We start from the raw sequence: 12,851 nt of genomic DNA, 5'->3' as shown, positions 1-12,851 counted from the left end.
ATGTGAGTGCGGCAGCTCCGCCTACAGCAAACCAAACACCGCCACCCCATTGGTCGCGCCGACATACACCTTGCCGCGCGCGATCATCGGTGTGATGAACTTGTTGCCAGCCCCCCATTGATCGCGCGTGCCGGCCTGATTGCTGTTGTATAGCTCGCTCGCGAGGTTGCTGGCATCGTACGCGTGCAAGGCACCCGTCGTGCCGTTTTCCGCCGCCCAGACGATGCCGTTGCTGCTGCCGTTGGCCGACACGGCCGGTGTCGCGCCGGGATAGGCAAACGTTGTGGGACTCTTCGATGCGGCGGTGGTCGCGAGATACGCACCCGATACCGGCAACGCCTTCAGGTTGTCGTTCAAGCCGCCGTAGTACACCACACCCGCGTAGTAAGCCGGCGATCCCCAGATGCCGCCGGCGAGCGTGCCGGTCAACACCTGCCAGATATTGTTCGCCGTCGGACTGAATTTACCCATCGAGTCGCGATCGACGACATAGATCAGATTGTCCTTGCCCGCCGCCACCGCCAGATGCTTGACGACGCCGCTTGCGGTCGTCTGATCCGGTAGTAGCATCACGCCGCCCGAACCGAAATCGTTGTCGGCGTTTGCCTCGGCCACGACGTTATCCATCGCGAAGTAATCGGTGACCTGCAGGTTTCCCAGCGACAGCTTCATCAGCGAGTTGCCGAAATCGCCGTCGACCGGGAAACCCTGCGCGTTGAGCGTGGTGCCGAACGTGCCGTTGCCGTCCACGACGTAAATCGAGGTGCCGTCCGACGCCATCCCCGAGCCGGCCATCCAGATCGATCCCTGGCTGCCGTTCGGCGTGATGTTAAGGGCGCTGGTCTGTTGCAGCGTGTCGGCGCTGTAGGCCATCAGCCAGCCGGTATACGCACCCGCCATGCAATGCGCGGTCCAGCCCATATAGAGGTTGCCGCCAACCAGCGTGAGCGCCGCGCGCTCGGTATGCAGCGCTGGATTGAAAGTAATCACACCGTTGACGCTGCCCGCGCCGTTGCCCGGGTAGGTCGCCGCGATCTCGGTCGGGCCGCCCAGTGTGTCGGCACCGGTCGTCAGATCGAGCGCATGCAGACGGTGATGGTACGCACCGCTGCTGTCTTTGGTCATCGCTATGGCATAAAGGACGCCGTTCGGGCCGCGATTGCGGTCGATCACCGGTGTCGACGTAATGCCGATTTCCGGTGTGAAGTCGGGACAACTAAAGTCATCGCTGGGTGTTTCGCCGTTGCCGATCAACGAAACTTTCCACAATTGCGCGAAGGTCGTAGCGTCGTAGGCGTACACGCTGTCGTGTTCGGTCGCCACGTAGACCACGTCGTGGGGCGTTCCGCCGAGCGACAGACTGGTGACGAACAGCGGCTGTGCGTCAACCTTGCCGTCCGCGGGAAGAGACGCGACTTTGCCGAAGCTCGCCGAATTGACGTTCGCGAGCGTGAGGGTCGTCTCGGCAAGCATCTGGCCAGTGCGAGCGAGATCGTTGTGATGCATCAGCACGTCGGTCGCGTAGGCCGTCGTGGCTGTGGCCATGCCGCCTGAACCGGTTGAGCCGGTCCCGCTCGTGCTGCCACCCGTTGTCGAGCCGCCGCCGCTGTTGGTGCCACCGGCGGCCGAACCCGAGAGCGGACCCGACCCGCTTCCCGAACCACCACCGCAAGAAAGGAAGAAGACGGCAACGAATGCAACCGCCAGCCACTCACACACCCGGGACACTACACTCGGACTGAACGTGCCGGTTCGCCGTCGCTGCATGGTCGCCTCGCTTGCACGATGCCCGGCCGACTCCCTACGTTCGGGCTACGTCGCGCGGCGAAGTCAGAAACGGCGTGTGTCGGCAGGGGCGGAGTGGCGTTCGCGGGCTGCGCGGCACCGCCAGACAGGCGGCGGCCCCAGCCCTCGATCCAAACGTACGCCGTTTGCCGGGCGCTTAGCCGCCATGGTTTCGTGTCTTTCCGCCAGACATGACAAAAGCTTTACAGCAACAAGCTTGCCTGGTACCCGGCGCAAACGCTTCGCCCCAGTTAAGCGAGGCAGCCGACCTCAGTAGTAAGGATAAGGCGCGTACATCACCGGGGGCGGCGCGACATACCTCGGCGGCGGCGCGTAGTAGTACGGCTGCGGTGCGTAGTAGGCTGGCTGCGGCGCGTAATAGGCCGGCTGTGGCGGCTGCGAGATCGTGTTGCCCTTCGAGGTCATGCACTGCGCGTAGGAGGCGTCGTAGCGGGCCTGCAAACCCGCGGCCGAATACTGGGCGCCATTCGCGCCGTTCGCGCCGCCGAGCAACAGCCCGCTGCCCGCGCCGATCGCCGCGCCCGCGCCGGCATTGCCCGCCGCCGCGCCGATCAGTGCGCCAACCGCCGCGCCGCCGAGCGTGCCGATCGCCGCGCTGTTCACGCTGTTCGTGGTTGCTGCCTGCGACGCGGTGCCGTTCGGATCCGTCGAGCGATTCGCGTAGTCGCGGCATGCATAGTCGTCCTGCTGGAACTGGCCGAGCGGCTCGCCACTGCGCGGCAGGGCAACCACGCTCGGACCGCTCGGCGGCATCACCGCGCAACCACCGAGCGCGAGCGCGACGGCCGCAGCAGGTATGGCGATGCTTATCGACTTGGTGCTGGAGATCATGTTGGTACGCTTCAAGGACATTGGAATTTAAACGTTAGGCCAATCGCTACCGTCCTTGGTTACCAGATCGTTACAGAAAGTTTTTCGCTTACATTCGGACTTCGACCCGGACTTCGACCCGGACTGCGACCCGCGGCGTGGCCTGCGCACTGTCCTCACCGTGCGGGAATGATGCCTCGCTCGCCGGTCCGGCGACGTCATATGAGGTAACGCTTGTAAGCGTGACGGCAATCTGATTTCACACCATCCGGCCTAAACTGGCCGACACCAGCATGGCACCTGCGTCGCGCTATCGGACCGGCGAAGCATGCAATCGCGAACCGCACGGCAACGCCGCCAAACATGCGCTCACCCATGGCTCGTGCCGCGTCAATCCATGCATGAGAGAAAGAGGATCACTCGATGAACCGGCTTGTTTTCGTAGTGGCCGCGGCTTGCGCCGGCAGCATATCGCCCGCCTTCGCGCAGTCGGACGCGCCGCTGACGAGCAGCGTGCTCGTCGCGCCGACAACGACATTTCCCAGTGCCTCGATCGCGCAGAATTTTCAGTACATGAATCACCCACCGCCACCGCCCGCGCCGGCAAGCACGGTTGCATCCACCGGCGGCGGCCGCGGTCACCGGCATCGGCAGATGTCGACGGATTCCGATTCGACCGGGGCCGCTTCCACGCAACCTTGATTGGATGTCCGCACGGTCTGAATCTGCGCCGGACATGGGTCCTCCGGGCTCGCCGCAGTTACCAACTGTGACAAAGCTTGCACTCGGCGCCAGCCCGGCAGGCTCCGACCTGACAATTGTTTCCCACCCCATTACCGGGTAACCGCCGGAAAAACATCCGTAACCCGTCAACCGAAGCCCTTCCCTAGCATCGTCACACCCCCGCCTGTTGTCGCGCTGACGATCGCTGATGAACCCTTCGCGTCCCTTTATCGACCGCCCCGTCGCCACCACCCTGCTGTCGCTCGGTCTTGCGCTCGCCGGCATGTTCGCTTTCGTCCGCTTGCCGGTCGCGCCGCTGCCTCAGGTGGACTTTCCCACCATCTCCGTGCAGGCGAGCCTGCCCGGTGCCAGTCCGGAGACCGTCGCCAACAGCGTGGCGAGTCCGTTGGAACGGCACCTGGGGACGATTGCCGACGTGACCGAAATGACCTCGCAAAGCTCCGTCGGCTCGGCCCGTGTGACCTTGCAGTTCGGCCTCGATCGGGACATCAACGGGGCGGCGCGCGACGTCCAGGCGGCCATCAACGCGGCGCGCGCCGACTTGCCGGCCAGTCTGAAAAGCAATCCGACCTATCACAAGGTCAATCCCGCCGACGCCCCGATCCTGATTCTGGCGCTGACCTCGCACACCTTGCCGCGCGCCAAACTCTACGATCTCGCCTCGACCATCCTCTCGCAGGCGCTCTCGCAGTTGCCCGGAATCGGCGAAGTCGACGTGAATGGGTCGGCGAACCCGGCCGTGCGGGTCGAGCTCAATCCCACCGCGCTCTATCACTACGGCATCGGCCTTGAAGACGTGCGTGCCGCGCTGGCGTCCGCCAACGCCAACAGCCCGAAAGGCGTCATCGAAAGCGAAGGCGCGCGCTACCAGCTTTATGCCAACGATCAGGCGCGCGCTGCCGACCAGTACAAGGATCTGATCATCGCGTACCGTAACGGCGCCGGCGTCAAACTCTCCGACGTCGCGGAGATCGACGACTCCGTCGAAGACCTGCGCAATCTCGGCCTCTCGCGCGACAATCAGCCGTCCGTGCTGGTCATGCTGTACCGGCAACCGGGCGCCAATATTCTTCGCACCGTGGACAGCGTGCGCGCGCTGATCAGGCAACTGAAGCCGGCGTTACCCGCCGATGTCGACGTGCTCGAAGCCTCCGACCGCTCGACCACCATCCGGGCCTCGCTGCACGATACCGAGGCCACGCTGCTGATCGCGGTCGTCCTGGTGATCCTGGTGGTGTTCGCGTTTCTCGGCAGCGGCCGCGCGGCGTTGATCCCGACCGCGGCCGTGCCGGTTTCGATCATCGGCACATTCGGCTTCATGTACCTGCTCGGTTATTCGATCGACAACCTCTCGCTGATGGCACTCACCATCGCGACCGGTTTCGTGGTCGACGATGCGATCGTCGTGCTGGAAAACATCTCGCGGCATATGGAAAACGGCATGACGCGGATGCAGGCCGCGCTGGTCGGCGCACGTGAAGTCGGCTTTACCGTGCTGTCGATCTCGATCTCGCTGATCGCCGTGTTCACGCCGATTCTGCTGATGAGCGGCATTGTCGGACGGCTGTTTCGCGAGTTCGCGATCACGTTGTCGCTGGCGATTCTCGTATCGCTGGTGGTCTCGCTCACCACCACGCCCGTCATGTGCTCGCGTCTGCTGCGCACGCGCGCGGATGCAGCAGACGGTCACGGCGATCAAAGCAACAGCAACAGACTCAAGGGCTGGCAGCGCTTCCTGGGCCGCCCGCTGCAAGCGCTGCACGATGGCTACGCGCGCTCGCTTGAATGGTCTTTGCGTCATCCATTACTGTTGCTCGCCATTCTCGTCGCCACGATTGGTCTGAACATCTATCTGTACATCGTGATCCCGAAAGGTTTCTTTCCGCAGGAAGACACGGGACGCCTGATCGGCGGCATTCAGGCCGATCAAAGCATCTCCTTCCAGGCAATGGAGCCGAAGCTCAGACAGATCATGAAGATCATCGGCGGCGACCCGGCGGTGGATAGCGTAGTCGGCTTCACCGGCGGACGGCAGACCAATACCGGTTCGGTGTACGTCGCGCTCAAGCCGCTGTCCGAGCGTCACGAAACGGCGGACCAGGTGATTGCGCGTTTGCGTCCGCAACTCAACGCAGTGCCGGGAGGACGGCTCTATCTTCAATCGGTGCAGGATATTCGCGTCGGCGGACGGCAAAGCAACGCGCAATACCAGTTCACCTTGCTCGGCGATTCGAGCAAAGAGCTGTATGCGTGGGCGCCGCGGCTGACACGGGCGCTGCAAGGGCTGCCGGAACTGGAAGACGTCAACTCCGACCAGCAGCAGGGTGGACTGGAAGCAGACATCGATATCGACCGGGCGACGGCCGCGAGGCTCGGCGTCACCCCGGCCCAGCTCGACAACACGCTCTACGACGCCTACGGACAGCGGCTGGTCTCGACCATCTACAACCCGCTCAATCAGTACTACGTCGTGATGGAGGTCGCGCCGCGTTACTGGCAGCAACCGCAAACCCTCAACGATCTGTACGTGAGCACGTCCGCCGGCAATCCGAGCGGCACGCAATCCACCAACGCAGTGGCAGGCACCGTGATCGTGGCGAGTGCGGCGAACCTGAACGCGGGCACAGGCGGTCCGTCGAACCCCGCCATGCCGCCGACCGGCGCGGGCGCGGTGGTGAGCGCAGGCGGAACGGCGATCCCCACGCAACCGCCGGTGTCCACCGTCACATCGACCAGTAGCACAGCGAGCGTGCTGGATGCGTCGGCGGCAAGCAGCACGAGCGCTACCGCAACCGCTACGGCAACGACATCAACAGCCGCCATCGGCGCAATGCCGTTTGCGACGATAGGATCGTCCGGCGGCAGCGCGGGGACCGCCTCAAGCACGACGGCTACAACCGCGGCATCGGTTGCTGCCGATTCCGCCCGCAATCTCGCGATCAACTCGATCGCAGCGAGCGGTCATTCGAGTGCTTCCGCTGGCGCGTCGGTCAGTACCTCGATCGAAACGATGATCCCGTTCAGCGCGTTCGCACGCTTCGACCCGGGGCATACCCCGCTCGGCGTCAATCACCAGGGCAACTTCGTCGCCACCACGATCTCGTTCAATCTGCCGCCAGGCGAGCCGCTCTCGACCGCCGTGGCGGCTATCGACCGGACCATGGCCGAACTCGGTATGCCGCCCTCGATTCACGGCAGTTTCGAGGGCACGGCACGGACTTATCAGCAATCGCTGCGAGACGAACCGTTGCTGATCCTCGCCGCCCTGATCGCGGTATATATCGTGCTCGGAGTGCTTTACGAGAGTTACGCGCATCCGTTGACGATTCTGTCGACGCTGCCCTCGGCCGGCGTCGGTGCACTGCTCGCGCTGATGCTATTTCACGTCGAATTCACCGTGATGGCTCTGATCGGCGTGATCCTGCTGATCGGTATCGTGAAGAAAAACGCAATCATGATGGTGGACTTTGCCATCGTGGCATCGCGTGAAGGCATGTCCTCGCGCGACGCCATTTACACGGCGAGCCTGATGCGCTTCCGGCCGATCATGATGACGACCTGCGCGGCGTTGCTCGGCGCGCTGCCGCTGGCGCTCGGCAGCGGCGAAGGCGCGGATCTGCGCCGGCCGCTGGGAATTTCGATCGTGGGGGGATTGATCGTGAGTCAGTTACTGACGCTTTACACGACACCGGTGATCTATCTTTACGTGGACCGTTTGCGCCTGAGATTGGGCGCGGCGGGCGGACGTTCGCGCATCAGTGCACAGCGGTAGCGCGCTCGCCTCCAACGGACGCTCTACGATGAACCTGCTCGCACCACGCCAGCCAGACGCCGCGATAAACGGCCTCGACGTGGTGCGCAAAACGCGCGCCGTCCATCAACGGCGAAGCAGCGAGCCGTGCCCGCAGGTTTTCCCGCATCTCGCGCAGCCGCGGCAGATCGCGCACCAACTGAACCGCGGCCTCGACAAACCGTGCGTCGCTGTCCGCCGCGAGTTCGCGCAGACCCAGATTCTCCAGCTGGCTCAGCCCCGCGCGGCCCACCGACGTGCCGCCGACCCGCGTAACGACAGGAACGCCCATCCAGTACGAGTCAAGGCTCGTCGTATGGCCGTTGTACGGAAACGTATCGAGCCCGACATCGATCTGGTGATACGTGCGCAGATAGTCCGCGCGCGGCCGGAACGGCGTAAAAGAAACCCGCTCCGCGCTTATCCCATGGCACCCGAGCCGGTCGAGCAGACTCGCACGGGCCGCGCCATCCGGGGCCATCAGCAGGAGCCGGGCCTCCGTCACCTCGCGCATCACGCCGCCCCACAGTCTGAACGTCGCGTCGCTCAGCTTGCACGGGTTATTCAGGCAACCGAAGGTCGGATAGCCCTTCGATAACGCGGGCAACGCGTTGACCTCCGGCGTATCGGTCAAGGGGTCGTAGCACCAGAACGAATCCGGCAGACGGATCGACTGTTCGCTGTACTGTGCATCCGTGCCGGCTGGGTCGAGCCATGGATCGGTCAGCCGGTAGTCGATCGCCTCGATGCCGGTGGTCCCCGGATAAGCCAGCCACGCAATCTGCACTGGCGCTGGTTTGCGCGCGAACAGCAGCGGGCGGCCGTCCGCCATGTGCATGGTCAGGTCGACCAGAATGTCGATGCGGTCGTCACGAATCACCTGTGCAAGCCGCTCGTCGTCGAGGTCGCGTACGTCGCGCCATACGTCGGCATGACGGGCCACGCGCTGCGTCTGATCGTCCGGCCGCGTGACGCTCGCATAACAGAACACCTCGAACTGCGCGTGGTCGTGATGCGACAGAAGCGGCAGCGTGAACAGCGACTGACAGTGTTCACGAAAGTCCGGCGACACGTAGCCGATATGCAAGCGGCGCGACGGTGTCGCATCGTTCGAATGCGGTTCATGCGTGTCGCGATAAGGCGCCTCGTGCTGTGCGGACCATCGGCGGCATTCGTTCAGCAGCGGCTGGGATTGCTCTGCCTGAAAAGTCAATGCATAAGCGAGGTTGCTGTGCGCAACGACGTTCGACGGATCGCACGCGAGCGCGCGGCGATAGCAGTCGATGCCGTCGTCGAGGCGCCCTTGGTCCTTGAGCACGTTGCCCAGGTTGTTTTGCGTGACGGCGTAGTGCGGGTCGACGGCAAGCGCCTCGTGCAAATGAGATTCCGCTTCGGCAAAGCGGCCAAGCGTGCGCATCAGCGTAGCGGCGTTGTTGAGCGCGGCCACAAAGCCGGGGCGCAGGCGAATCGCCGCGTCGAACGCCTGCGCCGCCTCTTCGCGCTCGCCCGACTCCTGATAGACGATACCCAGATTGTTGTACGCATCCGCGTGGGCGGGCGCCTGCTCAATGGCGCGCCGATAGGCAACCACCGCTTCGCGCCGCCGGCCTAGCGCATGCAGCGCGTTGGCCAGGTTGTAGGCGGCTTCGGGGAACGCGGGGTCCAACGCGAACGCGCGCGCCAGCAACATGGCACTCGACTCGAATTCGCCGCGCTGGTGCAGCGCGACACCAAGGTTCACGAGGCCGCACGGCGAATCGGGCGCCACGCGCACCGCCGCTTCGAGCAAAGTCACGGCTTCGTCCAGACGACCGGCCGCCTCGAGCAGCGTGCCGAGATTCGTCAGGGCGTTGGCATCGCCGGGTTGCGCCGCGATCGCGCGGCGGTATGCAGCTTCGGCCGCCTTCGCGTCGCCCTGCTGCCGGTAGCAGTTGCCTAGGTTGTTAAGCGCGTCGATGTGGTTCGGCTCGAGCGCCAGCAACGATCCGTAGGTCTCGATCGCAGCCGCATCTTCACCGGCCGATTGCAACGCCGCGGCGAGCGCGAACAGTATGTCGGTGGAATTGGCGTCGAATGACAACGCTTGCAGATAGGCGTCGATCGCCTCAGCGAACCGCTGGGCCGCGGCAAAGACTTGTCCGCGAACGAAGTGATATCGCGCGTTGTCAGGCGCGCGCGTCAGCGCCCTATCGAGCCAGGCGAGCGCGGCGTCGTACGCGCCGCCTTGCATGTCGAGCACACCGAGACGGAACATCACGTTCGCGTCGTCGGGCGCAATCGCGAGCGCAGCTTCGTACAGCGCGCGCGCATGACCGAACTCACCCGCGAGATGATGTGCCGTCGCGCGTTCCAGAATCTGAGTGGTTTCCATCATGCCCCGCGGGTGAACTGCTATTTCGTCGTCGATCTCACGTCGACCCGGACCGCTGGTCCGCATCACGTCGATGTGATGCCATCGCGCGAGACAGGCTGCTGGCTACGCGAAGGGGATAAACGCCAGCGAACGATAACGAGCCAGTTCTTACCGATGTTTACCGGTGCCCACCGTCTGAAACATGTTGCAATGCATTGACGCCGCCCCCGACCGGGTGGCGGAACATCGTGGAAACCTTGGCGGTGCGAGGCTGTAAGCATGCATGGCGGCCGTACTGGGCATACCCAGTACGGCGCGCACTATGCTCAAAGGATGGGGACGGAGAAGACGAATCTTTCGATGCTGAGACCGGGAGCTTTCGGCAAGACCGTATGCCCAATTCGGAATGCCGACGAAGCTTGCCAGCCGAAAGAAATATTCAGTAATCCGTCAGTAACAATGGATATAAATCGGCAAAGATGTGATGCGCGAATACGACAGCATGGGGATGTGCAAGCGCGGTCTATCAGCCGCCGCGCACAAGCTTGTGCCGCGGCGGCAACGCATTCCGTTATCGCGGTCCGGACGCGCCTAGCACCTGGCCATTCACGCTTTGACCGTACATCGAGTACGGCGAGTCATGGAACCTGGCGCGCGTCGCGGCAACTGAGTCCTTGAAGCGCGGATCTTGCGGGCGCTCCTGGCTGTCCATAAACGTTGCCACGTCCCACGCCTGCTGGTCCGTCAGCGTACCGGCCAGACCCAGGGGCATATTCGCCTTGATGAAACCGGCTGCGTTCTGAATGTCGCCCATGCCGGCACCCCAATTGAACGAATGAGCCCCCCATAATGGCGGGAAGACGGTTTGACCGCCGCTCGACTGACCTCGCCCATCGGCGCCGTGACATAGCGCACAGTGCTGCGCATAGACAGCACTCCCTCTCGCGTAGTCCGCCTTTTGCGCGGGTGCGGGAAGTTTTGGATAGCCTTGTCCGGGCAGCTTTTCACCGATAGGCGCGCCTTTCGCGAGCCAGTACGCGTACGATTCCAAAGCCACCAGCACGGGATCGCCAAGCGGTGGCGCCTTGCCGTTCATGCTGTACATGAAACATCCCTGGAGACGCTCGGCGAACGAGTTCACGTGGCCGTTCTTGGCCCGATAGGCCGGATACAACGGATAGGCGCCCCATAGCGGACTCGAATTGGCCTTGCGGCCGGCATCGAGGTGGCAACTGGCGCAGTTCAGGGTATTACCGACGTACTTCCCGGCGAACGTTTTGGTCTGCGTAAAGATTTGCTCGCCCAGCCTGACCGACTTGCCGAAGCCGTCCGTCGGCATGCTCGATTCTGCCGGCGGCGTGAACGATGTCATCGGTGACGACGCCGGGGCTTGCGCAGAAGAAGCGGGCAACGCCGGCATCTCACCGCCGGCAGCGAGGCACGAACCGGCAACCACGCTCAACATGCCGGTAAGCACACAGCAAACCAACCAGGTTCGATCGATCATTGCTTGCTCCCGTTCGCAGAGATTCCTTCGGCCGGCGCATCAGCTGCGCCGTAGTAGGCGGCGACGGCGGTGATATCCGTACTGGAGAGCTTGCTCGCGACGGCCGGCATCAACGCCATGGGCCCAGGCGGCCGGGTGCCGCTCTTCCAGCCGTTCAGCTGACTCGCTATGTAAGACGCCGGCTGGCCGGCTAATGGCGGAAACGTGGCGCCCACACCGATTCCACCCGGTCCATGGCATTGCACACAGGCCGGCAAACCCACATCCCAGCGTCCGCGCGTGGCGATCCATGCGCCCACGTCCGAAGGCCTGGCTGACTCGCTGTCGCCCGCTTTTATACCAGTAGGTGGCGCCAGTCCGGCGAAGTACTGCGCAACCGCATCACGCTCGCGCGCCGACAGCAATTTCGCCATTGGCTGCATGATCGGGTTCTGGCGGCTCCCGTCGGCGAACGCCGTCAACTGGGCCGCGAGATAGGCCGCACTAATGCCCGCAAGACGCGGAAAGCCCGCCGCGGCGTTGCCCTCGCCCTTCGCCCCATGACAACTGATGCAGGCGGCGACACCCTTTGCTGTGCCGTGCATCGCGATGGTTTGTCCCGCGCCCACCTCCTCAGCGTGAGCACCGGACATTGCTAATACCGTGCTCGCCAACGCCAGATGCACGCTCAGGTATCTGCGCCGCGCTCCCATGACCGAATAGTCCACTTCGTCTCCTTCAAATTGTCGCGAGTTGTAACCCGCTCTGGCTCTTGTATTGGTCTTCAGCCAACCAGCGTTCGACTGTTCTCGTCGAATCGACACGACGCATCATTGCATGCTCGGACCCGACGCCGGTTCGTACTTGCCGAAGCCGTATCGCTGGAAGATCTGAAACGCGGCAGGAGACTGAATGAAGCTGAGCCATTGGCGAGCCGCTTGCCGGTGCGGTGCGCCGTTGACCAGCGCGCCGGCATAGATCGCGGTCGTGTTTTCATCGGCCGGAATATCGACGTGGGCAAGAGGATGTCCGATCTGCTCCTGGAACAAGGCTTCGGACTTCCAGAGCACACCGGCGTCGGCGCGATCCTGCATCAGAAACAGCGCGGTTTGCCGATGATGTATCTGCGTCAGTACGGTCGATCCGTCGCGCACCTTATCCTCGTAGACGACCTTCTCGAGTGCGTCGCCGCCCGCTTTCACCAGCGATGCCTTGATCTGTCGCGACACGCCTTCAAATTCCGGATTGGGCATGGCAAGTCGCAACCCGGGTCTCGCCAGATCCTTGAGCGACGTGACGTGCTGAGGGTTGTCGCGACGAACCATGATCGTCAATTGATTCGTCACGTAGGGAACGGCTGGAGCCGTTAGCGTACCGTCCGCAATGAGCTCTTTCACCTTCGCCAGACCGGCGAAATAGGCATCGGGTTTGACCGTCCACGTCATATTGCCGACCGTGATCGTACCGCCGGCTTTCATCTGCTTGACCAGTAAACCAGGCGGAATCGTTTCCCAGAAAATCCGCCCGCGATATTCAGGGTTGTCTTTCTCGAACTGCGCGACAAGTGGCGCCATCGCGAAGAAATAGTTGCCGCCCACGAACAGCACAAGCTTCGGCGAAGAGAGGTTGCCGTGGAAATCGGCCAGTACGTCGACCTGCGGGACAGTGAACTCGAGTCCCCGATCAAGCGAGTCGTTATTTTCGCCATGCTGCCACGGCGGGAAAACGTCGGTCTCCGGCGAAGCCGGCGACGCAGACGCAATTCCGGCTGTGCAGCAGAGCGAACACAGCGAGGCCGCAAGCGTTAACCGCAAGAACCGTCGGGCCCCGTGCAACGGATGATGAGCGCGCGTGAATGCCAT

8 protein-coding genes are annotated in these 12,851 nt (G+C 63.4%); 2 read left to right on the top strand and 6 right to left on the bottom strand.

Annotated features, from left to right (window positions below; genetic code table 11):
• Positions 1–21: 21 nt before the first annotated feature.
• Positions 22–1,767 (bottom strand): PQQ-binding-like beta-propeller repeat protein, encoded by a 1,746-nt coding sequence (locus tag GH665_RS03090; protein WP_153134622.1) that lies wholly within the window; start codon positions 1,765–1,767, stop codon positions 22–24.
• A gap of 288 nt (positions 1,768–2,055) precedes the next feature.
• A complete protein-coding gene (locus tag GH665_RS03085) occupies positions 2,056–2,637 on the bottom strand; it encodes a glycine zipper family protein (RefSeq protein ID WP_153134621.1) in 582 nt (193 codons plus the stop codon).
• Between the two features lie 402 nt (positions 2,638–3,039).
• Between GH665_RS03085 and GH665_RS03080 the strand changes: the two genes are divergently transcribed.
• Positions 3,040–3,318: a hypothetical protein gene (locus GH665_RS03080; RefSeq protein WP_153134620.1), complete on the top strand. Its 279-nt coding sequence runs from the start codon at positions 3,040–3,042 to the stop codon at positions 3,316–3,318.
• Between the two features lie 229 nt (positions 3,319–3,547).
• Positions 3,548–7,132: an efflux RND transporter permease subunit gene (locus GH665_RS03075; protein WP_153134619.1), complete on the top strand. Its 3,585-nt coding sequence runs from the start codon at positions 3,548–3,550 to the stop codon at positions 7,130–7,132.
• Here GH665_RS03075 and GH665_RS03070 read toward each other — a convergent pair.
• The 4 genes from GH665_RS03070 to GH665_RS03055 form a co-directional block, all read right to left on the bottom strand.
• Positions 7,116–9,524 carry a tetratricopeptide repeat protein gene (locus tag GH665_RS03070; protein WP_246216128.1) on the bottom strand — a complete coding sequence of 803 codons (2,409 nt, stop codon included), beginning with the start codon at positions 9,522–9,524 and terminating at the stop codon, positions 7,116–7,118. The two genes, GH665_RS03075 and GH665_RS03070, sit on opposite strands and share 17 nt — an antisense overlap.
• Positions 9,525–10,074: 550 nt before the next feature.
• Entirely contained in the window at positions 10,075–10,923 is an 849-nt protein-coding gene (locus GH665_RS03065; protein ID WP_246216264.1) for a c-type cytochrome, read from the bottom strand.
• An 83-nt stretch (positions 10,924–11,006) separates the two neighbouring features.
• Complete coding sequence (locus tag GH665_RS03060; RefSeq protein WP_153138197.1) at positions 11,007–11,702, bottom strand: c-type cytochrome; 696 nt, start codon at positions 11,700–11,702, stop codon at positions 11,007–11,009.
• 117 nt (positions 11,703–11,819) lie between these two features.
• Entirely contained in the window at positions 11,820–12,851 is a 1,032-nt protein-coding gene (locus tag GH665_RS03055) for a molybdate ABC transporter substrate-binding protein (RefSeq protein WP_153134617.1), read from the bottom strand.

The sequence above is a fragment of the Paraburkholderia agricolaris genome (assembly GCF_009455635.1).
Lineage (GTDB): Bacteria > Pseudomonadota > Gammaproteobacteria > Burkholderiales > Burkholderiaceae > Paraburkholderia > Paraburkholderia agricolaris.
This window is presented reverse-complemented; position numbering and strand designations above follow the sequence as displayed.

What these genes read in the sequence shown, in the direction of transcription:
- GH665_RS03075 (WP_153134619.1), top strand. Translation starts at nt 3,548, where the DNA reads ATGAACCCTTCGCGTCCCTTTATCGACCGCCCCGTCGCCACCACCCTG.
- GH665_RS03080 (WP_153134620.1), top strand. Translation starts at nt 3,040, where the DNA reads ATGAACCGGCTTGTTTTCGTAGTGGCCGCGGCTTGCGCCGGCAGCATA.
- GH665_RS03085 (WP_153134621.1), bottom strand. Translation starts at nt 2,637, where the DNA reads ATGATCTCCAGCACCAAGTCGATAAGCATCGCCATACCTGCTGCGGCC.
- GH665_RS03060 (WP_153138197.1), bottom strand. Translation starts at nt 11,702, where the DNA reads ATGGGAGCGCGGCGCAGATACCTGAGCGTGCATCTGGCGTTGGCGAGC.
- GH665_RS03055 (WP_153134617.1), bottom strand. Translation starts at nt 12,851, where the DNA reads ATGGCATTCACGCGCGCTCATCATCCGTTGCACGGGGCCCGACGGTTC.
- GH665_RS03065 (WP_246216264.1), bottom strand. Translation starts at nt 10,923, where the DNA reads ATGCCGGCGTTGCCCGCTTCTTCTGCGCAAGCCCCGGCGTCGTCACCG.
- GH665_RS03070 (WP_246216128.1), bottom strand. Translation starts at nt 9,524, where the DNA reads ATGATGGAAACCACTCAGATTCTGGAACGCGCGACGGCACATCATCTC.
- GH665_RS03090 (WP_153134622.1), bottom strand. Translation starts at nt 1,767, where the DNA reads ATGCAGCGACGGCGAACCGGCACGTTCAGTCCGAGTGTAGTGTCCCGG.